Genomic DNA, 26,695 nt, shown 5'->3' with positions numbered 1-26,695 from the left:
GTCATTCATCTGGATTTTATGTCCAGAAGCTGTGTTTTTTTGATCCCAGCAATCATTTCCTCGCGAACCCCGGCCTCCTCCGCGTACGCTGGCCACAACTTCATGGCCTCACGAACTTGTTCGATGACCGACTCTGGGTTGAATCGACCGATCTGCCTAGCGAGGATGCGCAAATCCTCCAGGGTGAAGCCTTCACGTTTGCCATTGATACTCATCTGATGGCTCGATACCCAATACGAGTCCGCTCGGTAGGACCAGGCCAAATCGTAGGCCGGTGAGAGGACCCATTCGCCGGTCTGGTCCATCGACGCGGAAAAGTTCTTCGTATGGTCATCGTTATTGCAGCCTAGGACATTGAAAAGAGCCCGACGGTAGAGCTCAATCGCATCGTCACGGGAGAGCTTCATGCGGCGCAGCACCTGAAACGCCTCCTCATAACTGAAGGCTCCCGGCTTGGTGAAATCAGCATGTGCCAACGCGCAGAGGGTTTGGACGTGGAATTTCTCGCCGTCATCGGTTCTGTCGAAGCGGCGCGTACAGAAGTGACCCCGGCCATTTTCCTCAATCAAGCGGCATTCGGTCATGTCGATACCGGCCGCTTTCGCTAACCGAGAATAGGCATACTCGATCCGACCGAAGCCAAGAGGATCACCCAAGCTGCTGGCGCCTTTCTCCACATCGAATTTCAACAGCCAGTGTGTGAAACCCTTTGGTGCAGGAACCTGACCAGATCGGATCTCACCCTGCTCATTCATGGCGATGACCGCTTTTGGCCTGGCGCCGCCCGCACTCGTACCAATCTGAAACAATCGGTGCATCGCGTCATCCTCGGCCGTCGTCGTCTCGTGATTGGCGAACTTCGCGGTGAAGCTCTCACGATCGGATAGAACGTCACCGGCAAGCGCCACCAGGGACTCGAGCTCAACAGGGACGCTGGCTCCCAAACCACCGTTGATTACCGGATCATACTCGAGGGCGCCCATTGCACGATGCCCCGTGTAGAGCAGGCGTTCGACCGGGCTAAAGGATGCTTTGTCCCGCCCTTCACGTGCCAGCCATGCGTCGATCAACGCATTACCAAAGTCATCTGGCAGGGAGTCAGACAAGCACGCCGGCAGCCCTTTGAAGACCTCAGGATTGAGACCGGGAAATGAGTAGATGGTGCCAGCGCTTAACGGCATCGTCAGCGGAGCGATCTCAAGCCCGGTGCTGATAAATTCTGGAAAGTACTCAAAGCTACCAAGCCTCTTTTCTTCATCCCAAACCAATGCCCCGACAGGCTGCCCCCAGAGGCTTACTCGTGCTGTGCTGGCTACCATTCGCTGCTGTCCTTACTAACTCGCTTGCTGTGAGTGACTGAAGGATGGCTTTTGCCCTCCCTCGCTGTGAGCTTTCCAGTTGAGTGCCGTCCCACACTACCTGTAGCGCGAACGCGCACAGCGCCTTTCATCTTGAGGACCTGGATAGGAGAAGCTGGGACCTCGGGAACGATCTGATTCACTTGATCGAGCATTCCTAGCGCCCGCATTACCGCGATGAGCGTCGTTAACTTTCCTTGACCGCGCTCCAACTGGACGATAGTTGGCTTGCTCACACCCACCTCTTCTGCAAGCTGGTCCTGCGTCTTATTCCGGTTTAAGCGTTGCTGCTGAAGTCGTGCCCCTAGCTCAACGGCAATTGCGTCGTCAGTCATGCCATGAATGTTCATAGAGGAAACCTTTCTTTACGTAAATACGAAAATCTCGCCTCAAGGAAAAGAAAGCTTAACCTTGTTTACACAAAGCTTACCCCCAACCAATCTATCCATCAAGGTAAAGAAATGTTTCCTTTATTTGTAATAATCAGCGATTAGATAAAGAAATCTTTCCCTTAATGATAAACAAACCCTGAACCTGCCCTTTCTCCGAGGTCATCCTCGGATGTGCACGCGTAAGTAAGTCACCAACTCCTGGTGCCGCGGGTCCGCCTCCAACGGTGGCGCAGCGGTTCGGATGGCTTCCAGACACTCGGATAGATTGGTTGGTGGCCACTGGGTTTGCTCACCAATCACCAGGCTCAAAAAATCCAAGGCCTGTTCTGGGAAAGTCCTGCAAAGGTCCGCTTTATGAAGCATGCGTACCGCGGTATCTGGATGCCCCAATGGCTGTAGCCAAGCACGAAGCATCTCCAAAGCCTCAGGGAATGCTCCGCCCGCCGCTACACACAATCGGGAGAGGGTCTCGGCAATCACCGGCGTCATAACATCCTGGCCTTTTGGCCAGAGGTTGTTGATAAAGGGGGCCACCCGGTTCGTCCAGTAGTCCGCACGTTGATCGCCCGCACCTTCCAGAGCATTAACCAACGCATTTGCCGCGTACCGCAATCCTTCTGGAGGGAGCGCGCGGACGGCGCCAGCAAGCTCGGAGGACGTGAATGTATCGCCCTGATCCAGTGCGGCATAGGTCAAGAGTGAGGCGTACTGCACACGATGTTTGCCCAAGGCTTCATAGTGACGAGCGGAATCCAGAAACGAGCCCTTCAGCACCTCCATCAGAGGACGGTATAGGCGGGGCGACCACAAAAAACCTTCCCATGCCGCGCGAGCTTCATGCTCAGAGGTCTGCCATTCAAAGTGAGGTAGCAGGTTTTCCGAGGCCCATTCAGAGTCAACCCGGAACAATGCAATAACATGGGCCGCGAGCAAGACCCGCCCATGCCGATATTTTTCAATGCCACCATCGCAGAGTTCCGTAAAAGTGGGCTTAAGCTCCACAGGCAACCCTTTCCCGTCCTCCAGTGACCGCCGATACCACCATTGGAGCAGCGCCTCGGTGACATGCCCAACGGGATGATTAATGGCTCGTCCAACGGGGTCATCCGTATCATTGCCGTCGCGGGTGTGCAGCTCCAGGACGCGATGCCCGAGCGTGAAGAATTCCTCCTCGTGCCCAACAAAGGTTTTAGCGACGGTCCTCAGCCAGTAGCTCACACCGTGCGTTACGGATGCCATGGCCTCATCCGGTGCGCCAGCCAATACGGGTGCCATATAACGCCAGGCGCGTGAGACGTGCTTGTCTTCTGACCATGCCTGCAGCGCCTCGCGCCAGCGGCTTGCCGGCCAACAATTCTCTTGTGCAAGAGCCCACAAGGCGCAGGCCGTAGTTGCAAAGTTGTCGCGGCAACGCTCCCTCCAGTCATCTTGCTGGAAGTAATCGGCGTCTGGATGCTGCTTTAACCACTGAATCAGTTCACGGCGTCGGCGGGGAGTGGCAGTGAATTTTCGCCAGTTATCGTCGCTTCCGCTCCAGAAAGGAAACTCATCGCTTTGATCTTCCGCCAAAGCCCACTCTGGGTATTGCCGGCTGAGCGCATCCAGCCGTTCCTGTCCCTCCGGGCTCAACGTGGCGCCGGCGCCGATGACCTTTGCCAGCCGTTGCCATACTTCCCGATCCAGGATACGTGCCAGCCGCTCGGGATCGGCGTCGGCATTGAACATCGAGCGCGGCGGACCGACAAGAATGGCGCGCTCAAGCTCCAGGACCACCTCAGGATCGCCTTTCTCCGACAGGGCAACGAGCAAGCGTGTGGATTCACGCTCAGTCTCCAACGACCAAAGCCACCAGTTGTCATCCGCTAATAGCCATTCCAGGGCCCGGCGACTACCTATGACATCACCTTTTGTTGCAGCAAAAAATGCCAGGCGCTTGAAAAGAGGATATTGGACGGTCCACCAGAGCTCCGCCTCGAGGGCCGCGCGGACTGGGTTAACCGCAGCCGTGGCCAGCCAGGCATCCCGCGCCAGGTCGATAAGCGCTGTCCAGTCGTTGTAGTCGTTGTTCTGTGGGTGCACATCGATCGACGGCTGCTGTGAGTACGAGTTGTCACGCCTGTCATCAGCGTCCCCCAGCTCCCTCATCAGGTCGAGCGCGTCTCGCAGCAGGCCTGTGAAATCGGCGAGAAGATCGGGCAGCGCTCCTTGCCAGCGTTCGATACTGGACAGGTCCTTCAGGTTGGAATGGACGTCATCCGCCACCAGGACGAGCTCCCATCCAACCAGATCCCTGAGTCGTTGTTGCTCTTGGTCTTCACCCTCCGCGGCGGAGGAACCGTAAGGCGCACGCAACGACACACGTGGCGACAGTAACTCCCTGAACTCAAGGCGTAGAGACGAAGTAAGCCCATCACGATTGAATCGGTTTCGCCAACGGTATAAATCGAGCGCCCGCGGACCGACTTTAACGCGGCCTCCGAGCAGCAGCCGCCAAAGGGTACGCATCAGAGGCCCGGGTACCCCATTGGGAGCACCCGTTCGAATTCGGGTCAGTTCGTCGGTTTTACCTTCGCGCTCGAGTGTGGCCAGTTGCTCTAAGCTGTGCTCGATACCCGAGGCAAAATTGACGTGCAAACGGCCGCCCCAATTGATGAGCCAAAGCAACAATGCAGGATCATCCAGGTGACGAGTCAGCCACCGCGCCAAATGCCCCATCACCGCATCCCACTGACCGCTGACGCCGTCGCTTTCTACCACGCTCATGAAGGGGGCCAACGTGTAAGGCAAGGGCCTACGCATCAAGCTGAAGGCGAGCTTGTTGTCCAGGCGGGCATTCGGAGGCACCCCATACCGGGCAAGGTCTATATGGCCGAAGCGAGTCTCACTCAACGGCGTTAGCCAATCCAACGAAGGCACCGGCTCTAGATCCGCAAAGCGCTTGGCAGGCAGGCCGTGACGGTCACTTAACGCCCAAAGCATGCGACCCACGAAATCGTCCTCCTTGGTACTTGCCAGAGGGCGAGCAATCGCGCTTTCAACGACGATGCGTTCCTTGCCACGCACACCGTCACGGTAGGTTTCCGCCCATGCCTGCAGGGTCTTGTGCAGGTACGTGTGACGACGGTGTTCCTTGTAGAGGATTGGTGTGACGTTCTTGGCCTCCCACTCGTTGGCGCGATCTTCCTCTTCGCCTCGGGAATAACTGCCGAACGCGAACATCTCCGGGGACGATTCGCCGAGCAGCCGGTCGGCAGCGAGAGCATCCATCATGTACCGAAGAACGGGGTCGGCGATGCTGTAACCCACGAAACAGACGGTGTAATTGCGGAACAGCTCGCTGACGAATCCCGCGGCCCATCGCTCAGTGAGGTACGCCAGGCCAAAATCACCGCTGGAAATCACCAGGCGATCCAGTTCACTTGCTGTGGGGTCCTCGCTCAGTAGGCCGTGCAGATACACCAACCCGTCCCAGCGCTTTTTTGGCACGGGTAACAGGGGGGCTTGGAAGGCGTGGACCGGAAAGGTCTCCGCAGGGGTCACCTCTTCGAACAAACGGTCGAAGTTTGTAGTGATCAATCGCGTGCGCCCATCGCGAGTCCTGCCCAGGTTCAACAGGGCCTTGTGGGTTGCGGTGGCCTTGGGCGAGCTCAGGTCTGGCGTGAGAATGCTCGCCATCGTCTGCCGAACTCTCGGGCGCCCAACTACAGCTTCTAGGAGTCCTACGGCGGTGTCGTATTGCTTGGACTTGATCGCCAGTTCCTGTACCGCACTCGCATTCGGCTCAAGGCGGCGATACAACTCCTCCACAAGGCCGCGGAACCCTGGCAAGCGTGCGGGGTAGGAGATACCTGCCCCACAGAAGAACACCACGCGCCCCTCCTCGTGCGCCTGCAGCAAACGTTCGGGAATGTAGGGGCCATTTTGGACGAATTGCGGCATTCAGCGGACCTCGGAAATCATCCGCACCCGGGCATCTGGCAGCAGCGGGTAGCCGGCTTCAGTGATGGCGGAGTGCGTGACCTTAAGGGGGACGAAATCGCCGGGCAGGCGGTCGATGGTGTTTCGGTGGGCCGCCAATACCAAGGGAGCTGCGCCTGTAGCTGGCTGTGTGATCAGTCCATCTCGCATTGGCTATCCCTGAGTACTATTCGGACGGCATAAACAGCGATCCAGTAGTCTTGCACAACCGTCAGGTGCATGTGCAGTTGGCGCCGGCGGTATTGGCAGCGCTCGACCGCTCAGGACTCAAAGTCCTGTCGAGGACGCTCGCGCTTGAGCAGCGCTGATCAGTCGATTAATTCTCCGATTCCAGGAAGATACGCCACATCCCATACTGCTGACCTTCCTTCCAACTGCCCTCCAGGCGGCGACCATCGGCTAGGTGCAGCGTCCCGCTCGCCTCAAACCCTTTACCGCGAATGAGGTAATGCCCTTCCCCCTCTGCTTCCCCGATGTACTCAACGAGCTCGCCGTCGTTCATGTATTTGACGATAAGCTGCTGTGGAGACATCTCGACGATGCACTCCGCTTGAAGATCTGCAGGTGCTTGAGGATAGAAGGTGTCCATCTGTGATTTTGCGAAGCGCTGGGTGCTCATCTGGCTGGCGTCCTGATTACTTTGGCTGGTCGTGCGCGCATCGAGGCGCGGATCAGGATAGTAGATGTGAGCTGCCGCCTCAGGCAAACACACAAGCTCAATGTGGACCAGCACAGGGAATCACCCCCCCCTTTTCTATCTCTTGCGCGCCACCAGGATTACCACCGACACGGTGGTACCGGCAAAAGCGTTCTGGGCCAAGATTACGAAGGGGTGCCGAGCGCGAAATATTTACCTGACACAGCCCATGTGCCTCGCCAGCATTGAGCAATGGATCAGTGTGCGTCTGCGGCGAGCATGGGGCGTCAGTTCCGAGATTAAGTATCGAGGTCTGCGCCCTGAATCCCGGTTAGTGATAACCCAAGGGCCAGGCAATCGAGTTGGCTTTCATGCGCCGCGAGCTGGAGAGTGGGCCGGAGGTTTATCGGGCCTGTGATGTTTCCAGCAGACGATCAGCCGGCTCTACCGCCAAGCGGGGATTAAGCTCGGCAGCTCTCACAGTGGACGGCGCTCACTGGCTGCTCGTGTATTGGCTGCAACCGGCGACGTGGTGACAGTGCAAATGATCCTGGGCCACCAAAGCTGGTTCACAGCAAGCCTTATCTGACGGTCGATCAGGAAACTCTGCGCCGGGCATACGAACTGGCTTTGACGTAGGTTTCGTACCGCTGAGGGGCGGGAATAAGGGGTTGCAAACTGCTGGAGTGTGGGAAAATACCGGTACTGAGTTGGGATTTCGACCATGGCCGTTATCCTGAGAAATATTATGCTGAAAGGCCTGATGACACGCTGATTTATGCCTGAACATGGCCTTGTGTTTCCGGCGACCCGTGAGACGCTGAACCCATAACGAGTACCGAGGAAATCGACCATGGCAGCCACAACCAAAATCATCCAACCGGGCGGGCTTAAAAAGCGTCTGATCGGCACCATCAAAGCCGCAGTTAAAAGTTCCTCAGTGGCCCACACCTGTGACTGGCTGGTCAGTGAGGGTTATGCCTCTGATGCCGTCCACGCTCGCGAGCTGGTCAACTCCGCTCTAAACGCATAGGAAATCGCCCAATGCAAACTGCTATCCACGCTCGAAACACCCTAAATGCCGCTGGCATCACTCTTTCGCTCGGCCACACGCTGTTGACCGACGATAGCGGACAGTTTGACCCGAGCGGTTCCGGATTCGTCGCTGTTCATACCGGTGGCGGCTGCATGGCGCTGCGCCGTGACTGTGGTGATTTTTACATTCTCATCACCTCTGAAGATGGGAGCGATGTACCCGATATGCAGGATTGGGATAGCAATCTCATCGGTATTTACCGCGAGTCTGATGATGAGGAAATTGCGTGTGTCGCCGCGATGGAATGGCAACAAGTACTCTCCGACTAACCAGACTGCCCCGGTTCGCCGGGGCTGTCGAAAGCCCTCTTTCTCAAGTCGGTTTTCAACAGTCACAGACACAATGGAAAAGTCTCTGCATTATTCATAATGCCCGCCCAGTTGCGGGCTTTAGCAGTACCAGGGCGCGGTTGTCGCGCTCGCATATTGGGAGTTGGATCATGTCAGCCGTGAGCCAGAAAAAACCTACGATACTGGAGTTGTTGCAGATTTTTGTGATCGCTTCCGCCCTCATCACCGCTGGCACCTATCTGTATACCTGGAGTCACGATCTGGCCCCGCAGCAGGAGCAAATCGTCAAGCTCATTGGTGCCGCCATACCCATACCATTTGGCTTGGCTGTGGCGTATATCTGGTGGGCTTTTCAAACCCCAATTACCGCAGCAGTGGGCAAATTCAGCTCAAGCCTTGTAGGCATCCAGCGCAAGGCTAAAGCCATTTTTTGCAACCTGATAAATCGGTTCAAATAAGGGCAATCATGTTCACAGATAAAGCTCATCGAGCAATAAAGTTCGGCGCAATCTACTCGGTTGGGTTTCTGGTCGTTATGGCTGCGCTGGTGATTATTTTCCTGCCGAGCCTTCAGCTTTCGAGGCTCGCAGTGGTTGGCCTGTTCTTCCTAAGCATTGCACTCGGTGGGATGTTCGGCATTCGTACCGGCTTCAAAGCCGAAAGTTAAGGGAATAGACCATGCCCCATCGAATTGAAAACCCCTTCGGCTTCCCACCAGAAAAGCCGACTCCCGACTACTGGGAAGGTCAGGCCGACTTTCTCCAGGCGCAGGCTTTTATGATCGCAGAACGCAATGTGGGTTCGCTCCGCGACGATCCCGAACGCCGCCTTTTGGCGATTGGTCAAATGCAAGGTTTCCTTGCTGCACTCAACGAGACCGTTCCTGCCGAGACGTTCAATCATTATCTGGAGCAAATGCGAACGCTCGATGTGCCGGGCGATGATACCGAAGGCTTTTTGAATCACTTTGAGCCGCGAGCGCTCAGTTAGCGGAAATGTCGTCCAGCTACACCCAAGCCCAGCCGTCGAACGTTGGGCGAAGCCAGTAGAGGCACCGGGAAGGCCGGTAAGCCAAGAAGGAACTGAAAGCATGAAAGTCCCAAGCATCAACACCCTGTTGGCAGCCACACTCCTTGCCAGCGTCTCACTGGCTGCTCAGGCAGATCAACCACCTACGCTGTGGAAGGTGCAAGTAACAGCTAAAACCCCTGCTGGCCCGCAACAGTTTGTGTTGACCGTTCCAGACGGTGATTGTGTCAGCGCCGATGTCAAAGACCCGGGCGGGACCAAGGCTGCGCTGAAAGTGTGCATGGGGAACACACCCTCGCCGCATACTCTTTACGGCTGGCTGATTACCGATCCTCAGGAAGCTGCAAAAACTGGCAATGGAAAATTTGAGAAAGCAGAAGCCTTTTCGGTGGGAACTGCTGGCCGATCTGTTGAAGCAGTAAGCTCGCTGTATTCCGTGTCGTTTTCTAAGTTGTAGGTAGACCCCTATGGGCTGGGTGGGACGAAAATCACCCAGTCGAAAACAAGCTCAACGAACATCGGAGATGAACATGCAAATCGAAGCTGCAATGAACTTGGACGATCTTGCTGAACTCATGGGCTCCGGCACAACCGGGCTGCAAGCCGTTGGCATGCGCGATATGCTCATTGAGCAGTACCAGGGCCAGAGCACTGAAGACGTTCCCGAGGTGGATTGGCTGACCTTGTTGGATCAGGTTGTTTGATTCAGGTCCGTTAGCCCCTTGAATGGGCTAAGCCCATAGAAGCCCCGGAAGGCCGGGTGACATAAAGGAAAATTAAGGCATGAAAGCTTGTACGATTATCACCACCTCCGCGCTGGCCATGCTGATGTCAGCGTCGGTATTTGCAGCTTCGCTAAGCAACGTTTATCTCATCGGTAGTGTGTTCCAAGGCGATGAGGCAATCACTAATTTTGCTGCGCCAATCGTGCTCGGCGGCACATTGCCGGTGAAGAGTGAGAACCCTACTGGCGATGATGGAAACAATGTACGGCTCGAATTGACTCCAGAATTATCCGCCGAAAACCGTGTGACGGTGTCTATCACGGCGAAATGGAGTGCGGGGGCTCCATCGAGTTCAGTGGCTGGAGGAATGCTTAACGAGAAAGTTGAATTGGCTCAAGGAGAATCCAAGACCATTCCTTTTGGAGACTGCGGATATGCAGATGACAATAAATCCAGCTGTAAGTACAGACTGGTTTTAAGTGCAACCTTGCAACGATAGCGGAAAGTCTCATGCAACTGAATTTTTCAGAACCCACGATTGAACGTCTCCAAAAGTATCGCGACGCTCGAAAAGCATACGTCTCGCTTGATCCAGCTTCGGATCAATCACTTGCCCATGAAGTTGGAATTAACTACCAGGTTGCTATTGAAGCGTTGGCTTACTCGGTTCTTTGTGAAGCAGACCGACAAGCCCCAAAGGGCTAGGAATTGACGCAGCCACGCCTAAGCCCAGCCCATGCTGGGCCGTGCCGTTTTTGCGTGTCACGAAGGATGAATGCGAACGGATAACCGAATTGATTGACGAAATTCGGAAGAGACTCTCGCCGAGAATAACCTTCATGCGAACCGAAATTGCCCACGCATACAAAAATTGAGGGAAATGCCAGATGAGTGATAGCCCAGATCTGATCATAACTGCCGATAACACCCGAACTGGAGAAACGGCATTTGCCGAATTTGAGCGAGCTGAAGCCTACGCTTTGGCCCGACTGGTCAGGAGCTTGAACCTGATCGATTGTCGTTCCAAAGCCATCAGCGACGATGATTCACACCTGATGAAGGAAGCGTTGGAAAAGTTACAGAATTTCTTCGTTGCTGCTGGTGTCGCGCCGTGGTGAATCACACTAGCGACACCTGGCTCCCGGCCGTGGATTAATGAAGGAAAGATCCCCTGTACGACGGGCTGCGGCCGCACCGCCCATCAAATAGCAGCCATCCCGATAGTTTCGCATTAATTTCCGACGCCCAGAGGGGGGCCTTCACGACTCTCGATGCCGATGCCGATGCCGATGCCGATGCCGATGCCGTGATGTTGGCTAGTTGAGGTTGTACCCATGCAAGCGGGTCAACAGAATTTCCTTCCAATGACTTTCGCGCGAATCAATTTCCCCCGGCATCGCGTGCAGGTCTGCGATCTCCAACAATGAGAATCGCAGATCCTTTTCACGTTCGGGCGGAGGATCAATGCCAAACTCCCGCTTGAGCGCCACGTTGTGGCCATGGCTGGTCGTCGAATACGTACACCAGCGCCCCCAAATACCGGTCTCCCCGTCGGCCTTGCCCACGTAGAGCTTCCCAGTATGGGTATCGGTGATGAGGTAGATGCCCTTGACGCTCGACAGTGCTGAGCGCCAGGAATCAACGTTCTGCTGCACCACCACATCAAGCTGACTTTTGGTCAGGTTTACTTTTTTGAAGCCGGGGAAATGGCCAATGCTGAGGCGTTCGGCCAACAGCTCAGTCACCACCAAGTCGCCAACCAAGGTTACGCCATACGGATAGGAGTTACGTTTGGTGTAGCTGCTGCTCAGATACAGCCGCCCCACCCACTCCTCCGCGGCCGGCACACGTTCTAAGGTGTAGATGTAGTCTGGCTTGGGGCCGTCTCTTTCGACGCAGTCCATTGTCCGAAACAGACCCGCAAACAACCATCGGGTTGGACTGCCCGCCTGAATTAGCGAAACCACGTAGGGCAGTTTGAAATTGCGATTGCTTTGGCGGCTCTGCCACGTGTCGAAGCCTCCCTGTATGAACACATCGAGAGGGTGCTCCTCGCCGTTGTGCCTGGCCAGGTGGACCTTGGCCTTTTCCGGCGAAAATGTCGGTTCCCACAGTTTCAACAGATCGAACAGGTTCAATGCAACGCTTCCCAGGCAGTCAGGATCGCGAGTGTATTCCTTGTAGGTCGGGAGTGCATCGCCGGCTTGCACTCTGTCCGGAACTGATAATATGAGCGTGATAATGGCAAGTTGCCCACAAAGGACGGCATGAAGCCCATCTACAGACAGCAGTGGATTGAGGCGTGGATGCATGCAGACGCACCAGGGCGAGCGTGTGTTGACGTACTCGATTCCGACTTTTTGTGTGCCTACGCCGATGCGACTAAAGCTCAGGTAACGTTCATGCACGTCGGTGCGCCGAAGTGCAAGCAACTGGCCCGCGACCTGGGAGCGATGTTTGCCGCAGGCAAGCTAACGCGAAGCGCGACCGGGCTCCCCTCTGGTGACGCCTCAATGGGGTTTCCAAAGTGGTCTACACCTACGGTCTACCAGCCTAGGAAATGAAGATGAAAAGAAACCCGATGGATGAGGCTATTGCAGCTCTTCAGATTGCACCTGTCCAAACGGTGCTGATGAGTGCCAGCGCCGTCATCGCAGTGGTGCTGTATGGCATGGATTCGCGATGGTTCACCATTCCACTGTTGATCGCTCTGATTTCCGGTTGCTTGGTATGGCGTGCAACCCCGGCCATGATCCAGGCAGCCAACAAGCGTGCGAAGGCACGCCACCGCTACCCGTACTAGGCCCAAGGAAAAGAACGTGGAACCTGAAGTGATCGTGCCCTCTGTTAAAGCTTAGTTACTTACCTTGGTGCTTGTGGTCCCGTATCTAGCCTTCTCCAGAAAGCGTCTTGAGTTAATGGGCTTTTTTGAAGGGGCGTTCCACGTCTGTGGGGTTGGTGTGGGGGTCCTTTTGGCTAGTTGCTTAGTTTTTTTGTTTGGTTGCCGTAATTACCGGAATTGGAATTCTATGGACTCTCAAGCATTCACTAGCGGCCCTTTGGTGATCTTTCTCGCAGCCTGCGCGATCCTGTTTGCATATCTCGGATACCGGTTGAAGGCCCCTTTGGCTTTCGCAATCGTCACAGCCGTTTTCATGGGTTCTGTTGTAGCCTGTTTCAAAATCACGGCTGGATAGGAATGAGCATGGATGCGACCGACGAGGTTTACCTGATCCTTAGAGACGCCAAGGTCCTTGCCAGGCGGTACTACCATCTCACTGGCAAGCCTCTGGGCGTTACTGGTGAGGTAGCTGAATACGAGGCTGCTCGGATTTTAGATCTCGAATTGGAGCTCGCCAGGCAAGCCGGTTATGACGCAACGGAAACAAGGGACGGGGTGACTCTCAAGATTCAAATCAAGGGTCGATATTTCCCCAATCCACGTCTTCGAGGTGGCCGGGTCGGATCAATCGATTTAACCCAGCCCTTCGATACGGTTCTGCTGGTGCTGCTCGATGCGGAATACAACGCGTTTCAGATCTATGAAGCGCCTCGACCTGCGGTTGAGACACTCCTAACTAGGCCTGGATCAAAAGCTAGGAACGAGCGTGGGTCAGTCGGAATCAGTCAATTCAAGGCAATCAGTTCGCTGCGCTGGGAGCGGACGGAATCATAGGAAAATCAGATGCGTTCATTCTTCGCCAAAGCCAAAACGGCAATCTACGTTGATGAGCTAACGGAAGAGTTGCCCGCTACACCCACTAGCCCGCCGCGGTGCGGGCTAAGCCCGTAGGAGAGGGATGCTTTTCGCTCCCCATGATCGAGCAGGATCAATCATGCAGACCATCACCGCTACACAGGGCCTTACCGTCGCTGATCGAGAGAGGCTTCGCCAGATCAAGAAAACGGCCGCCTTCGATGAATGGCGTCAACGGCTGCGCCCCAATGACAGGCTTCCACGAGGCAGTTACTTCAAAGGCAAGAAGGCTGGCCTGGCCTTCTTTTTCATGGACGAGCTTTGGCAAGCCAATGCAAATAAGCCCTATGACCTCAGCCAGTTCAAACACTTCGAAACGATCATGTTTTGTCAGGGGCCAAGCGTCCGTGTGACCCCTGAGTCGCTGGCCAGATTCATGGTGATGGAAGGTATCGAAACCCCATCTCCCGGCGCTCGCGTATTCTTGGCCTCGATTGAGGCTCAGACTAACAAGCCCGAATAGCACGGAAAACCATGAAGGGATCGAGCGTTTATGTCACTGCCCAAGAACTGGAAGCGTTGCATGACGTTACCGGCTACTTGAGCGCGATCCTTGAGGCTGCATCGGATGACGCAACGCATTTGATTGCGGCCAAAGCTGGGTTGCACAGCGTGATCGAGAAAGCCGAAAAATCAAGGCGCGCAACAACCCGGCGCAACACCATCAAGGCGGCATTGCGGGCCGCCGATAACAGATAGGATTTGTTCAAGGAGGTAGGAGCAACGTGACATCCGTATTGTTCATCCAATCAGTGATATGGACACTGTGCGCAACGGCGCTTGGGATATCATACTGGAACTATTCACTCTACGTTGAGGCGAAACGGGACCCTGAAAAATCAAAGCGCAATCTCCACATCGCTTTGTACGCGAGGCGTGATGCTGCGATCGGAGAAGCCGAGTTTTCGAAGATTGAAAGCGCCCACTATCGTCCTTACCAGACGCGCTTCAGAATTGCGCTCCTCGTAGGCCTGAGCTTTACGGTTGCGGGTCTGGCTCACCTGTTCGCATAGTCACGAGTACCCTCCGACTGGACCTCAAACTGATCCAGTGAGCGAGACCTCGGCGGCGCATTTTTCAACGCATTTCTACCCAATCAGAGTAATTGGCGGATGTCTAAGTCACGACGTGTCAATTTTTTACAGGCCACGCGCATTATCCTTGCAGGCAACGCGGGCCATATGTGTTCTTTCTATGATTGCCCCAACGTCACCATTGGTCCCGAAGTCAAAGGCGACGGTTCCGTTGGTGTGAAAGGGGTAGCAATCGCTGCGCACATCTACGCAGCTTCTCCCGGGGGTCCAAGACCACCAGTTGGCCTTACAAACGAGGAAATCAGAGCAGAAGCCAATGGTATTTGGCTATGTCCCGATGACGCGACGAAAGTCGATGCCTTTCAGTTTGAATATCCTGCTGAACTCCTGCTAGAGATGAAGCGAGTTCGAGTCTTTGCGCAAAGCCTTGCATTGCAAAATCCGACCGTCAGTTTCATGGCCCATTTCATTGGCATGAAACGAGTTGACAGGATTGTTCGCCAACATCTGCCTGATCTGGATAAGGATAAGATCATTGAGGCCGTAAAAGCGGCCTACATCCGGACAGAAATCGCTCATTCAACGGCCGACCTCCCCTTTCCAACTACTTCATTCACGCTCTCAAGCGTCCATACGCTCAGTCGTGTTATTCGCGAGGTCGTGGTTTGCGCAAACCACAGATTGCAGATCGAGGACCAGGTCTGGAGAGACGTGATTGCTGACTGGTCCGCATACTTCGGGAAATTTCAGCGGCCCCCGCATAAGCGCGTCGCGCTATCTGGTACTGGCTATGCCAAGATCAGCGCCCGCAATCCCAAGACTGGCGAAATTCTCAAGGACGGCGTCAAGACGGGTGCCTTTGTAATGCTCTCTGACGGCGAGGACCTCTTCAATCCGATGGACAAGCATGTCCTGCTACAGCACACATTCAAGCCTTTCAATTCGCTTGAATGGAAATTGAATGTGAAGCCTACCTTTGGCACCTTCGAGGTGGAGAGTGTGCTTACCGTCTACAAGGATGTGAGCCCCCGCAACGGCGTGTTTAACAATGACCGCGAGGCGTTCGAGTCATACGCGACCGTGCTCGAAAAACTCAGCCAGGGCTGGGAACCTATTGGATATGTTGGCTTGTCGGTGGGTCAAGACAACGATGATGGCAACTACCATCCAACTCCCGTCAGCATCGTCTGCCAGGTTGAACCTGAACAGTTCGAATCACGGAGTCGCCGATGCGAACGCGTCAAACTGGGATATGAAATTGCGGACGCATTTGGCGCGACCATGAATTTCACACCAGTGTTCTTCAATCAGTCCATCGCTGATTCTGCGCTATCAGCGGCTGCCACAGATTTTCTGACGGAGCTGGGCCAAAAGCCATGGCATTTGCTTTGCACCTCAAAGCCGATCATGCGAGTAAATGATGACGTCGAGATGTACTTTCAGCTCAAGCATTCTGTGTTGAGCGTAGAAACACGTTTCGCGAGGCGCCTCACCTGAATCATCTTTCCACTCACTGCGTATCTCTGGCCATGACCTGTCACTCTGCAGCGCTCTCCCCCGGGCGACCATGATGCCAATGAACACTTGAATGGGCTTCGCAAGTCCACCGCGACCTGGCTTTGTGCGTAAAACAAAAATTTGAAAGGATGCAGTATCGCGTCCGTAACTTGGAGTAGGAAATGAGCGACACACCAAACGATTTTAAGCAAATCATCTCTGAGCTGGCTACTGCTCTCAAACCACTGGAAGTTCTCGCCGAGTCCATGCGCGGCCTGGATCGCTCTCATCGCCTCCAGGCGGACTTGCAAATGATTGGGCAGTACTACTCCGACGCAGAGCGCAAAGGGTTGTATGCGCAGCTTGACGATGCTCACATGGCAGAGGCGGAGGTGATCGAGACACAACTTGCCCGTAATAAACGCGGTAACGATCAACGGACTAAAGAACAGTACGCCACGGCGCGCGGCCAGGACCAAGCCGACAAGGCTTTTATGTCGAACGAAGAGTTCGAAGCGCTGTGCGCAGCCGCAAAAAAGAAGACGAACGATCTGCAGGCCGCGCATCCAGTTCTTTGTCGCGTGCATGCCCAAATCAAAAGGTCGTTTTAGGGCGAGTTTCCCTAGACTGATGGTTTAACATCAACAGGCTACGATCTGAATGAAAAGCCTGCGAGAGGGATAGAGGTCGAGCAGGTGCCTTCAACGGAAAAGGTGGCAGACCTACCGCCCAAAAACGCCCAAGCCTCGGCACAAAAAACCGGGGCCGAGGCCCTATTGGGCGCGTTTTTCGTACCCACGAAAGCTTTCAGAGGGCGATATGAAGAACACCATCCCTGCCCTGCTTGCGTTGTCCACCCTTGCTGGTTGAGATGCCTCGGCTGAAAAGCTTCCAACTGAACAAGCAGCAGCGAAGCATGGTGTCGGCAGCCCAATTTTTGCGGGGTCGGGTTCCAAGGTGACTATCCGCGTCGAACTGTAAGGAAAAATTTATGGCTACAGAAACTGATCGTGAAGCCCCCCTACAGACACCTCAGTTGCTGGCGGATCTGCTCGCCAATTTGATGCCAGTTAGTGATGACCGGCGTATGTGGCGGGATCAGTTGGCCACTGCCCTTGAGCGGGTAGCCGCGACAGACGACCTGTCACTCCTCCGTGGGGCCAAAAGCGCGGATGCCTTCGAAATGGAGTTTATGGACTTCGTGTCCAACTTCGTAGGCCTCGAAATTGAGCCTGCTCCCGCAGGCGGCTTTTACGGCGTGGCCTTGGGTCTTGTAAAACTGGATCGCGAGCTACGTGAAAAAGCACTACGCGCCTATGTTGGTGAGTTGAGAAAGAGCTAAGGGGATATCCTGCTCGGGTACGGGCATGTCCCGCTTCTGTTGGGCTTTGGCAAATTAAAACGGCCCAGTGTTAGCTGTCCAAATTTCCGAACTTGAGAAGTGAAGTCCATTAAATGAATATCTTCGATGAGCCCGTGAGCTTGACCGGTTTCCAGCTGGTGAAGGCATTCGCCACCTGTTTAAGCTCCTTTCCAGAGGATCAGAAGGTCCCCAAGAGTTCATTCGAAATGTGGTCGGCGCCCCTAGCTGAGACTGGCGCCAGCGAAGACCAGATGCGGCAGATTGGCGAGTGGTATGCCTTGCACCACAAGACTGCACCATCCCTGCCTTATGTTCTTCGCGCCGCTCGAAAGTTGGTGCTAAGTGGGTCATTGCCACCTCACCGCCTTGCTGCAACCGTTGAGCTCAACGCGATGGCCATCCTTCTTGCTGCTGAGAAGCTTGGGCTATCGGCAGATGACAGCGCCCAGGCAATCATCCTCGCCGGCACCCTCGCGCACCTTTCGCACTATCGTCGGAGTTTCCCGAGGATTGACCGGACATACCTGCGCCAGGAAGTCGAAGGGATGGCACGCGTAAGTGATTATGCCGCCGAAGAGATTCTGGACGAAATAGCGAGCGGGAAAGGCGATCTGAAATCGCTTGGGAAGTATCTGTTCCATATCGACCGTGATCGGCACCTAGACAACGCTTAACCGCGACAACAAGGAAAAATCGTCCGCTGTAATCAAAGCCCCGGCCAACCGGGGCCAAGTCAGTAAAAGGGGACGCATTTCGCTCCCCAGGATCGAGTAGGAGCAATTTTATTGGTTTTTGACAATAAAGATTGACACGAAACAATAAAGTTTGACACTCAGAAACATAGATTGACACAAGGCTCAAACCCCCGTATCTACGGGGGTTTTTCCTTTCCAGGCTTTCCTTTGGTCTGGATTCATCGCTTCAATTTTCAGCGGGTGTAGTCTAGAAATTTTCAAAATATGGTCGCTACGGCGGTCATGTTCTTCTACGGCTTTTTTCTCGGCGTGAGGTGAAGCGGTCCGCATCGACTGAGGAGGCGTGGGTTGCGAGGTCGTAAATTTGCATCACAGCAGGACATTGAACGGCACATTGCAAATGGATTTGGCGAAGGCGCCGGGGCAAGCTACGTGCCTTGGCTGCGGGTACAAGATGTCCCGTCGATAGGTCGTTCGCACAAGATCCAAGGTGTGAAGATCGAGAGGATTCATCACCTCCTGTCAGATCTTGAGCGTTCGTACTTCCTTGTGTGTGAATTTTCTGAAGACGTCGTGGATATTCGTGAGCAATATCCGTTACTACCCACGGAGCGTGCGCAAGCGATAGCGTCGGCGATAGATGTTCGTTATCCCAGATACCCTAGAACAACACTGCCTTATGTGATGACAACAGACTTCCTGTTAACTGTTAAGGACCCGAGCGGAAACTTCAAATCGGTAGCTCGGACGGTGAAGTATCGTTCCGATCTGGTTGGCAATGGAAGTAAAAGAACGCTTGAGAAACTTGAGATTGAGAAGCGCTTTTGGGAAAGCCAAGGTGTTGATTGGAAAATCGTCACAGACGAGTTTTTTACACAAGATTTTATAAAAAATCTTGGACTGATCAGAAAATACTCGAAGCTCTCTCGTGACTTAATGAAGGTGCCGTTGCATTTGAATTTTATCAAGTGCCTAGAAAACAGCCGGGAATATTCGTGGACCTTGGCCACCTGTCTTAGAAAAATAGTATCCCTTCTATCCATTTCCTATATAGACGCTCAAGCAATTTTCTTCCATCTGGTTTGGAACAAGATGCTGAAGATAGATTTGGTTAACGCTCCTCTCCACCTTACTGGTCTAGTTCCTGACTTCGAAGTTTTCCTGAGCCCTGTCCAAGTATCGTTGAAGGAGCAAGTGTCATGACTGTTGTCGTTAATGACGTTTTCGAGCCTGTTACCGATCTGTCGGTCATCGCTACGATAGCCAGGCTCATTTACCAGGATGAAACTCATGACTTAGCAGTTGTGATCGATCTAGCTGACCCTCCTCGGCAGCCGTACGCTCTTGGTCTTGAGGAGCTGCGTCGCTCGTTAGCGTCTGGCCATACCAAACCAGCAGCCATTACCACGCCCGAGTTTATGCTTGTGCTTGAAGAACAGTTGGATGAGAGAGCCAAGCAAGGCCGGGACGAAAAGTGGGCCGTCATCGCCCCTCTGCTAGATCCTGAATATCCAGGACAAATATTTGTCCGAGGTGAGTTAGGCCGGCTTGTTAGCAAACGGGCGTCAGAGCTCGGAATCCAGCGGAAAACGATCTATCGGCTTCTTTACCGATATTGGTTTTATGGTCAAGTTCGAAACTAATTGCTTAATAATTATACAGCGGTAGGTGTTGCCGAAAGAAAATATGATCCGAGTAGACCACCAGGGCGAAAGCCTAAATTTCAAGGTGTTCTTACTTCGCCTTCCAAGATGCTCAGTGCGGTTGATAAACGATGCATCCGGGTTGGGTATGCCCTTTATGTAAAAGATAAGAAATCTTCTATTTCGAGCGCATATGACGAAATGTTGAGACGATTCTATTCGGTTCGAGACGTCTCAAAAAACAGTGAAGAAGAGCTTCGTTTGTTGCCTAGTTTAGAACTCCCCAGCTTGAGGCAGTTCAACTATTGGGGACAGATTTTTTTCGACGAGATTGAAACCGAGCGTGGCCGTAAAGGGTTGAGGAGATGGTTAAAGGATTGCCGTCCTCTGTCAGGTACCGTTCGCGATTGGCTGCGTGGACCTTGTCATCAGTTCGAAATTGACGCAACTATTGCCGACATTTATTTGGTCAACAGCTACTCTAGACGGATGCTCATTGGCCGGCCCGTAGTTTATATTGTTGTGGATAGTTTCTCCGGAATGATTGTTGGTCTCTATGTAGGATTGGAAGGCCCCAGTTGGAACGGAGCGAGGCAAGCGCTTTTCAACGCGTTTACCTCCAAAGTCGAGTTCTGCGCTCAAAACGGCGTTGAAATCAACGCAGATGATTGGAATTGTCACCACCTCCCCCACCAGATTTATGCGGACAGGGGAGAGATGCTGTCACTGGCAGCAGAGGGGCTATCTTCAGGATTGGGAATTGAGATGGGCACTGCTCCACCTTATCGGCCTGATTGGAAGCCTATGGTAGAAAGTCGGTTCGGCATTTTGAATGATTTGACGGGTATCAGATGGCTACCTGGCGGGGTAGCTGCGCGGGACAAAGAGCGCGGCGAGCGAGATTACCGGCTCGATGCCACGCTGAACCTCAAAGAGTTCACCCAGATCCTCATCAATTGCGTGCTCCACTATAACCGGCACCATCGGCAGCCTGACCGACTGACCCAGGCGATGATGAATGACGGCGTTGAACCTACGCCCAACGGGATATGGAATTGGGCCTGCGACAACGACCTGATCGAATCCAACAAACGTCCCGACGAGCTGGTTTACCTCCATCTCTTGCCGCGTGAGCGCGCGACCGTTCAAAAGGGCGGAGTGATGTTTCGCGGCATGCACTACGTGTGTGATATGGCCATAGAGAAAGATTGGTTTGCCAAGGCTCGCAAAGGGGGCGTTTGGTCAATAGAGTGTTGGTTTGATCCGAACTCTGCGGCGCACATCTGGATTCAGGGAGATGCCAAGCAGTTTATCCGTTGTGATCTTCGACGATCGGATGCCGGTTACGCGAATTACCGCTCGGACGAGATTTTTGATCTGCTCGAAGCCTATCGCCAAAAACCGCCTACTCGCCGGCGAGCCGAGCTGGAAAGCCGTGTCCAGCTTAGCGATCAGGTCCACCAGATCATCACGCATGCGCTCGCAGAACGAAAACTGGAACCTGCTCCGCCCACCAAGGCAGAGGCCACTGGAAACATCCGCGAGAATCGCGCACAAGAACGTCTCCGTGAGCGTGAAAATGCGATTGTTCCTGAAGGCGTAAGGGCGGAGCCAGCTTCACTGCAATCTGAATTGAGACCGAAAGCGCATGATTCATATGCCGGCGAGCGCACTGCGCAGGTTATCGATTTGCTCAAAAGAATTCGGCCAGGACAGACGAAATGAAAGGTGCGCAGACGTTTGCCAATTACGTCAAACAGGAAATTAGTGAGTATGCGGGTAACCCGCTTATCGAAGCTTTGCCTCCGATATTGTCGGAGGCGGCGGCTATTGAGCTAATCTCGAATTTTCCTCAGCCGGTGGATCCGAAAGAGCTGACCCTTGAGGGAGCCACTCGAATTCACTGTATCGACCGGTTGAGAACCGTGGTACAGCCGTTCTTGCTACATCTGGAACTGGAGGCCCTGTTCTCACTGCTCATCCGTCGAGGGTATGTTGGGCGTAACCCGATGTCGCCCGCTACCGTCCGGCATTTGCATTCTTTATCGGGGGCTCAGCGTTACCACGATGCGTTCAAGTCCACTGCAGAAACGTTCACCGTCGTCGGCCTGAGCGGCATTGGCAAGTCGACGGCACTCCACGCCATTTTAAGCCTTTATCCACAGACAATTCGTCATGAACGTTATGACGGAAAGCAGTTTGTTCATACCCAAATCACATGGCTGAAGCTTGACTGCCCTCGGGATGGATCACTGGCTGGATTTTGCCAGCAGTTTTTTTATGCGGTGGGTGACGCTCTAGGAGACAAGGACTACCACAAGCGCTACAGGCATCGAAACATCAATGATGCACTGCAACAGATGGAGCAGGTGGCCAGCACGTTTTTCATCGGCGCCTTGTTGATCGACGAGCTGCAAAACCTCCACCTGGCGAAAACCGGTGGTAAGGAGAGCATGCTGAATTTTTTTCTGCACTTGGTGAACAACATCGGTATCCCGGTGGTTTTCAGTGGCACGAACTCGACGATTAGCCAGTTCTCAGAAGCCATGCGGACTGCCCGCCGAGTCTGTGGTGCCGGTACGCTCGAATTCAAACGATTCGAAAAGGATGATGAAGAGTGGCGGTTGTTAGTCGAAAATCTCTGGAGCTATCAGTGGTGCAAGCAGACTGCCGAGCTGACCGACGAGATTTTCGACACGCTGTACGAGCACACCCAAGGCGTCACAGATTTCCTGGTCAAGCTGCTGGTATTGAGTCAGCGTTATGCGGTCCAGAGTGGCTCGGAGTTTTTGACTGCCGAGGTCCTGGTGAAGGTAAGTAACTCAAAAATGCAGATTCTAAAGCCAGCCCTTTCAGCGCTGCGTAGCCGAGATCCAAAGCGGATGCGACAGTTCGACGATTTGCTGCCGATTGAGGATCAGCTGAGCGAAATGATGGTCTTCGATGGTTTGGCACGAGAGGATCGCCTTTCCCTGCTTCGAAGCGTTGTATCCCGTGAGAAGCCGGCAGATTCATCTCCAACCATTTTTGCGAAAGATCACCCATCGCCCATTGTTACTGCTGTGGAAAACTCAGAGGCTAAAGCGCTAAGCGAACATGACGCTCCCCTCGAAGCTCTGCGAGCAGCGGGCTGGCTCAACGAGGACCTGTTTGAGTTCTCACCGCTGTATCACAAAGCGTGAGTCTGGGGGTGGTGAAGTGCATCCAAAACTCCATTTCTTCCCCGCCGCGTTTCCCGACGAGACGCTGCACAGCGTAATTTCTCGCTATGCCCGTCTTTGTGGTGTTCGTAATTGCCAAGCAGCATTTGCCGGAGTGAAATCGGCGGCAGCATTTTCGCAAAATGTGGCATTCCCAAGTCATTTAGGGGATTTTGTCGACGCGCTACCAAGCGGTACCGAGTTATCGGTAGCCGACGTCCTCATGCGTCACACGTTATTACCCTACTATGCGCCGTTTTTGAGCATGAGCCAGGTAGAACACGCTCGGACGCTGATGACCGCTGATGGGAAAGGCTTGATGTTGAAGCTGGGCGTCAACGCAAGCCGTATTGGGTTCGCCTCCCGAGTGCGGTTATGCCCAGAATGTATCGCCCAAGATCAGGCTCAACAGGGAGTTGATTACTGGCACAGGGTTCACATGCTTCCAGGCGTGCTGGTATGTCCGCATCACGCCACGTCACTTAGGATCCTTGATCCTCGCTGGTCCAGCCGCAGCTCTCGACAACTCAATCTGCCGAGTGATGAGAATGTGCAAGCACACACGGTACTTCTCGATACCCCGTCGCTGTGCATGCAGCCGCTTCACGATATAGCGTTGCGCTCACTTCAGGTCATCGAGTCTGAAGTCAATGCTTTGTCGGCGGAGGCGGTGCGCTACACGCTTTTACAAAGGGCAACGCAGCTCAACCTTGCCTCTGATGCCCATCGCTTGCATCTGCGCATGCTGGCGCAGCACATGGCCGGTTTTTTTGCTGCACTCCCGCGAGAATGGGAATTTTCTATACTCGGGGAAGTACGTGGAGGCACACCCGCATCATGGGTCACGAAGCTGTTTCGTACGCCAATAACATCCCACCATCCGCTCAAATACATTTTATTGGCCAGTGCTCTGGGCATTGACATGGTGAGCTTGCTGCATGGTCAATGCCCAGTGAAACAGGCGGTGGCGTGGGGTCCGAAAGCTCACATTCGACTTCACACGCGCCTTTCTCCGGTGATGCCTGGTGAAGGCCTGGACTGTTCGTCACCCGCTGTGTGGAAATATGCTCTTGAGGGAGCTGATGCCAAAAAGATCGCTGCCGCTCTAGGCGTTTCATTGGCGTATGTCTATCGTCACATCCGAAATGTACCCGGCGGGCAAGATGCTTGGAGGGAGGCACGATTTCACATTGAGCTTTGCGCAAGACGCGCGGCTTTCGAGGCTGATTATCGCTTTTACAAAGCACATGCATGCAGAGGATATGCATGGCTGTATCGCCACGATAGGCAGTGGCTTTCGGGGTCAACTGTAAACCCAAGCCCCCATCGTACGCCCGGTCTAAATAACGCTGAACTGTTCGCTGCCCTCGATGCGAGACTGGCTGGTGAAGTCCGTCAGTGTGCTAACACGCTTTATGCTCTCGCGGGTAAGCCTGTCCGCATCTCGCGGACCAGGATTGGTCGGGAGCTTCATGTTCTGTCTCGCTTTGAAAAGCAGCTCTGCAAGCTTCCTCTATGTGCAGCAATGCTCGACGAAGTATGTGAATCAATCGAAGGCTTTCACGATAGGCGTCTGCGATGGGCTAGACGCAAATTGCTCTCGGAGGGCAAGCCTGTATCACGTTCTTCGCTATACAGGGTCGCGAGCATTCGGCCCACGCTGTAATCCAACCATCCATTTCCTCCATCTAAAAAATGTTCTGAATAAATTCAACGTGAACACGTTGTTTTTCTGTTAGTGAAAATTTGCACCCTCCAGAACAGGTCCGGCAGACGCTGGATGATCACGTTCAGCAAGTAAGACGTACTAACCCGCGATCAACCGAAATAGTTTTGCAATCAGCCATGGGCTGACCTACGCGGGTTATCGATACGTGTTTTGTATTCAAGGAGTACGGGCGCAGCAGGGTTTAGATGAATTCACTACGATTCAAAGTTGAGCGCTGTGTCATTTACAAATCCAGACCGGATACAGAATTTTACGGGTTGCATATATACTGCCCGCCGGATGCACGTTCTCTTCGAGCCCTACCTTTAATCGGTAAATAATGTCTGATCTATTATTTTTCCCCGTGTCGATGCCGGATGAAATGCTGCACTCTCGTGTCACCCGCTATCACTATCTGTCAGGCAACAGAACCGCGACAGAAACCTACCGCGATTTGTTCGCATCGCAACCCTTTTGCATTGGTGGCATCGTACCCAAGCAGATCGAGAGGCTCGCTCACAGGCTGCCGGGGCAATCGGAGAGCAATCTCGCAGAGCTGATCAGTAGCAATACTACATTTCCTGCTTACCGGCCTTTTCTTGGGGTTAAGCAGGGGCCGGAGAACAACGTAGGGCCGCTCGGTTATGACGGGGTGGTACGGGTGCCCCGCAGAGAAGAGTCCACCCATGGCAAGGCTAAGCTTTGTCCTACCTGCGTTCAGGAGGATTTGATTGATCGGGGTTCTGCCTACTGGCATCGATCTCACCAGATACCCGGTGTTGCCGTCTGTTGGCGTCATGGCGACGCATTGATCCATGCCTGCCCTAAGTGCTCTCGCCCGTTCTACCGAAAATTGAAGCTGCTTCCCAATCTGACTGAGCCATGCGCATGCGGTTGGAGCCCCTTAAACAGCGCAGCGACTCACAAGGGCTCAAAACTGGAACAGAAAGTCGCCCTGTTCGCACACGATATCTTGCAACGCAATATTCCTCCGATAGGCAGTACGGTATTAAGTTCGTGCTACGTCCGCCAATGCAAGAAACGCGGATTTATCTTTGGAAAAAATGCAGGTATCGCAAAACTATTCGATAGCATCCAAAGCGCTTACGGCGATGAGCTTTTGTCGCAAATTGATCCAGCCTATAACACCGGGAAACATGAGCAATGGATCCGGCTAAAATCAGACAAAGGTCAGCTAAATATGCCGCTCGCGCGACATTTGATCATTGCTCTTCATTTGTTTTCCAGTGCGGATGACTTTGAAGAGGCTCTGAAGAATGAGTCTATCCTGCTGAGTGCATCTGTTTCTCCGCGAGCGCCCAAAGTCGAAGAATCGCATCCTAGCCAAAAAACTAGATATCGCCAAAAAATTGAGTTGCTTTTAGCGCTACGTAACGACGCCGATGTCGAATACCTCTGGAAGAAGGCGTACAAACCTACGCAATGGATTCTAGAAAATGATAACGCATGGCTAATGGCAAAGCTTCATGCACCTAAAAAAGTTGCAGTTACGGTCGAAAAGTCTGTCGATTCAAGAGACGGCGCGTATGCGGCCCTTATCGAAGCGGGCGTAGATGAGCTATATAAAGTTACGAAAGATCCGAAGAGAGTGAACATTCGGAATTTGCAATCGCTGCTTCCAGGCTCGTTACCTCATGAAATTTATCTGCGCAAGCAGAGGTTTCCCCTTACTTATCAGCAGATCAAGATTCATCAGGAGTCAGTATGGCATTTCCGTCTGAGAACGTTGGTGTGGACTGTCTCTGAACTCATCAGGATGAAGCTCCCGGTGAATTACTCGACAGTAAGATTGACCTCTGCGGTAGCAAGCAAGGTCTTCCTGGTTTTTTCCAGTTTCTTCGAGTGGGATCTGGAGAGCTTTGCAAGAACAGGAGTAGACGCGGAGGCTTTGCTCAGATCTACCGGCGTATCGCGGAACTGGGAGGGACCACCCGTTGCGATTAGCTTTTGAGGGCATCTGTCTTATCGGGATGATCGTGTTAACCGCGCTCAACCGTCTTCACTCACATCCGATACGGACAGTTCGCACTGGAAAACATTCTGTCTCTGTCAATGCGCAGCGCGGCAGCATGACGCTACAATTACAGCGGCAATGGTCATAATTTGTCCTGTCGCACGATTATGAACTTTGAGTTCAGAAGTTGAATGAGTGCGGTTAGAAGTTGGTGGGGTGCTGATGAAGACGGCGAGGGGAATTTGAAAGTCAGTCCCATCGATTTTCTCCATGATCGCTACCTGCGGCTTCTATTGAGATGGTGTATTTGTGAACGAC

28 protein-coding genes and 1 pseudogene are annotated in these 26,695 nt (G+C 53.7%); 23 read left to right on the top strand and 6 right to left on the bottom strand.

The window, feature by feature from the left end; all coding sequences use genetic code 11:
• Positions 1-5 precede the first annotated feature (5 nt).
• The 4 genes from QMX98_RS00555 to QMX98_RS00540 form a co-directional block, all read right to left on the bottom strand.
• Positions 6-1,319: a type II toxin-antitoxin system HipA family toxin gene (locus QMX98_RS00555; RefSeq protein ID WP_200617925.1), complete on the bottom strand. Its 1,314-nt coding sequence runs from the start codon at positions 1,317-1,319 to the stop codon at positions 6-8.
• Positions 1,313-1,708: a helix-turn-helix transcriptional regulator gene (locus tag QMX98_RS00550; protein ID WP_200617923.1), complete on the bottom strand. Its 396-nt coding sequence runs from the start codon at positions 1,706-1,708 to the stop codon at positions 1,313-1,315. Before QMX98_RS00550 ends, QMX98_RS00555 begins: the two co-directional genes overlap by 7 nt.
• A 201-nt stretch (positions 1,709-1,909) precedes the next feature.
• Positions 1,910-5,689: an anti-phage defense-associated sirtuin Dsr1 gene (gene dsr1 / locus QMX98_RS00545; protein WP_200617922.1), complete on the bottom strand. Its 3,780-nt coding sequence runs from the start codon at positions 5,687-5,689 to the stop codon at positions 1,910-1,912.
• A gap of 355 nt (positions 5,690-6,044) precedes the next feature.
• Positions 6,045-6,461 (bottom strand): hypothetical protein, encoded by a 417-nt coding sequence (locus QMX98_RS00540; RefSeq protein WP_200617912.1) that lies wholly within the window; start codon positions 6,459-6,461, stop codon positions 6,045-6,047.
• Positions 6,462-7,218: 757 nt separating this feature from the next.
• On the opposite strand from QMX98_RS00540, the gene QMX98_RS00530 reads away from it, so the two are divergent.
• The 10 genes from QMX98_RS00530 to QMX98_RS00485 all read left to right on the top strand — a co-directional run bounded on the left by QMX98_RS00530 (position 7,219) and on the right by QMX98_RS00485 (position 10,623).
• Positions 7,219-7,398, top strand: a complete 180-nt coding sequence (locus tag QMX98_RS00530) for a hypothetical protein (RefSeq protein WP_200617910.1) — start codon at positions 7,219-7,221, stop codon at positions 7,396-7,398.
• Between the two features lie 11 nt (positions 7,399-7,409).
• On the top strand, positions 7,410-7,730 hold the full coding sequence (locus QMX98_RS00525; RefSeq protein ID WP_200617908.1) for a hypothetical protein: 321 nt from the start codon (positions 7,410-7,412) through the stop codon (positions 7,728-7,730).
• 170 nt (positions 7,731-7,900) lie between these two features.
• Positions 7,901-8,209: a hypothetical protein gene (locus tag QMX98_RS00520; RefSeq protein WP_200617906.1), complete on the top strand. Its 309-nt coding sequence runs from the start codon at positions 7,901-7,903 to the stop codon at positions 8,207-8,209.
• A gap of 8 nt (positions 8,210-8,217) precedes the next feature.
• A complete protein-coding gene (locus QMX98_RS00515; RefSeq protein WP_282410039.1) occupies positions 8,218-8,418 on the top strand; it encodes a hypothetical protein in 201 nt (66 codons plus the stop codon).
• 11 nt (positions 8,419-8,429) lie between these two features.
• The gene (locus QMX98_RS00510; RefSeq protein WP_282410038.1) at positions 8,430-8,741 is read left to right on the top strand and encodes a hypothetical protein; all 312 of its coding nucleotides are present in this window, start codon (positions 8,430-8,432) and stop codon (positions 8,739-8,741) included.
• 100 nt (positions 8,742-8,841) lie between these two features.
• Complete coding sequence (locus tag QMX98_RS00505) at positions 8,842-9,237, top strand: hypothetical protein (protein WP_282410037.1); 396 nt, start codon at positions 8,842-8,844, stop codon at positions 9,235-9,237.
• 73 nt (positions 9,238-9,310) lie between these two features.
• A complete protein-coding gene (locus QMX98_RS00500) occupies positions 9,311-9,484 on the top strand; it encodes a hypothetical protein (RefSeq protein WP_282410036.1) in 174 nt (57 codons plus the stop codon).
• 79 nt (positions 9,485-9,563) lie between these two features.
• Positions 9,564-10,004 carry a hypothetical protein gene (locus tag QMX98_RS00495; RefSeq protein ID WP_282410035.1) on the top strand — a complete coding sequence of 147 codons (441 nt, stop codon included), beginning with the start codon at positions 9,564-9,566 and terminating at the stop codon, positions 10,002-10,004.
• Positions 10,005-10,015: 11 nt separating this feature from the next.
• Entirely contained in the window at positions 10,016-10,210 is a 195-nt protein-coding gene (locus QMX98_RS00490; protein ID WP_282410034.1) for a hypothetical protein, read from the top strand.
• Between the two features lie 182 nt (positions 10,211-10,392).
• A complete protein-coding gene (locus QMX98_RS00485) occupies positions 10,393-10,623 on the top strand; it encodes a hypothetical protein (protein ID WP_282410033.1) in 231 nt (76 codons plus the stop codon).
• A 198-nt stretch (positions 10,624-10,821) separates the two neighbouring features.
• Here the strand turns inward: QMX98_RS00485 and QMX98_RS00480 are convergent, their stop codons facing one another.
• Positions 10,822-11,817: a GIY-YIG nuclease family protein gene (locus QMX98_RS00480; protein ID WP_282410032.1), complete on the bottom strand. Its 996-nt coding sequence runs from the start codon at positions 11,815-11,817 to the stop codon at positions 10,822-10,824.
• A gap of 254 nt (positions 11,818-12,071) precedes the next feature.
• Between QMX98_RS00480 and QMX98_RS00475 the strand changes: the two genes are divergently transcribed.
• The 13 genes and pseudogenes from QMX98_RS00475 to QMX98_RS00415 all read left to right on the top strand — a co-directional run bounded on the left by QMX98_RS00475 (position 12,072) and on the right by QMX98_RS00415 (position 26,374).
• Positions 12,072-12,308: a hypothetical protein gene (locus QMX98_RS00475; RefSeq protein ID WP_282410031.1), complete on the top strand. Its 237-nt coding sequence runs from the start codon at positions 12,072-12,074 to the stop codon at positions 12,306-12,308.
• A gap of 402 nt (positions 12,309-12,710) precedes the next feature.
• Positions 12,711-13,181, top strand: a complete 471-nt coding sequence (locus QMX98_RS00470) for a hypothetical protein (RefSeq protein ID WP_282410030.1) — start codon at positions 12,711-12,713, stop codon at positions 13,179-13,181.
• A gap of 160 nt (positions 13,182-13,341) precedes the next feature.
• Positions 13,342-13,725, top strand: a complete 384-nt coding sequence (locus tag QMX98_RS00465; protein ID WP_282410029.1) for a hypothetical protein — start codon at positions 13,342-13,344, stop codon at positions 13,723-13,725.
• 11 nt (positions 13,726-13,736) lie between these two features.
• Positions 13,737-13,961, top strand: coding sequence for a hypothetical protein (locus QMX98_RS00460; protein WP_282410028.1), 225 nt, complete (start codon positions 13,737-13,739; stop codon positions 13,959-13,961).
• Positions 13,962-14,374: 413 nt separating this feature from the next.
• Complete coding sequence (locus tag QMX98_RS00455) at positions 14,375-15,793, top strand: hypothetical protein (protein ID WP_282410027.1); 1,419 nt, start codon at positions 14,375-14,377, stop codon at positions 15,791-15,793.
• A gap of 182 nt (positions 15,794-15,975) precedes the next feature.
• Positions 15,976-16,404 carry a hypothetical protein gene (locus tag QMX98_RS00450; RefSeq protein WP_282410026.1) on the top strand — a complete coding sequence of 143 codons (429 nt, stop codon included), beginning with the start codon at positions 15,976-15,978 and terminating at the stop codon, positions 16,402-16,404.
• Between the two features lie 380 nt (positions 16,405-16,784).
• Positions 16,785-17,135 carry a hypothetical protein gene (locus QMX98_RS00445; protein ID WP_282410025.1) on the top strand — a complete coding sequence of 117 codons (351 nt, stop codon included), beginning with the start codon at positions 16,785-16,787 and terminating at the stop codon, positions 17,133-17,135.
• Positions 17,136-17,248: 113 nt separating this feature from the next.
• Positions 17,249-17,830, top strand: coding sequence for a hypothetical protein (locus QMX98_RS00440; protein ID WP_282410024.1), 582 nt, complete (start codon positions 17,249-17,251; stop codon positions 17,828-17,830).
• Positions 17,831-18,199: 369 nt separating this feature from the next.
• The gene (locus QMX98_RS00435) at positions 18,200-19,054 is read left to right on the top strand and encodes a TnsA endonuclease N-terminal domain-containing protein (protein WP_282410023.1); all 855 of its coding nucleotides are present in this window, start codon (positions 18,200-18,202) and stop codon (positions 19,052-19,054) included.
• A pseudogene (locus QMX98_RS00430) lies at positions 19,051-21,219 on the top strand (Mu transposase C-terminal domain-containing protein). Before QMX98_RS00435 ends, QMX98_RS00430 begins: the two are co-directional and overlap by 4 nt.
• Positions 21,216-22,676 carry an ATP-binding protein gene (locus tag QMX98_RS00425; protein ID WP_282410022.1) on the top strand — a complete coding sequence of 487 codons (1,461 nt, stop codon included), beginning with the start codon at positions 21,216-21,218 and terminating at the stop codon, positions 22,674-22,676. The pseudogene QMX98_RS00430 and the gene QMX98_RS00425 overlap by 4 nt, the downstream one beginning before the upstream one ends.
• A gap of 16 nt (positions 22,677-22,692) precedes the next feature.
• Entirely contained in the window at positions 22,693-24,360 is a 1,668-nt protein-coding gene (locus QMX98_RS00420; RefSeq protein ID WP_282410021.1) for a TnsD family Tn7-like transposition protein, read from the top strand.
• Between the two features lie 382 nt (positions 24,361-24,742).
• Positions 24,743-26,374, top strand: a complete 1,632-nt coding sequence (locus QMX98_RS00415; RefSeq protein WP_282410020.1) for a TnsD family Tn7-like transposition protein — start codon at positions 24,743-24,745, stop codon at positions 26,372-26,374.
• 98 nt (positions 26,375-26,472) lie between these two features.
• Here the strand turns inward: QMX98_RS00415 and QMX98_RS00410 are convergent, their stop codons facing one another.
• Positions 26,473-26,649, bottom strand: coding sequence for a hypothetical protein (locus QMX98_RS00410; RefSeq protein WP_282410019.1), 177 nt, complete (start codon positions 26,647-26,649; stop codon positions 26,473-26,475).
• Between the last annotated feature and the right edge of the window lie 46 nt (positions 26,650-26,695).

It is taken from the genome of Pseudomonas sp. PS02303 (assembly GCF_029959925.1).
Lineage (GTDB): Bacteria > Pseudomonadota > Gammaproteobacteria > Pseudomonadales > Pseudomonadaceae > Aquipseudomonas > Aquipseudomonas mandelii.
Note: the sequence above shows the minus strand (reverse complement) of the source record. Positions and strands in the feature narration are given on the sequence as shown.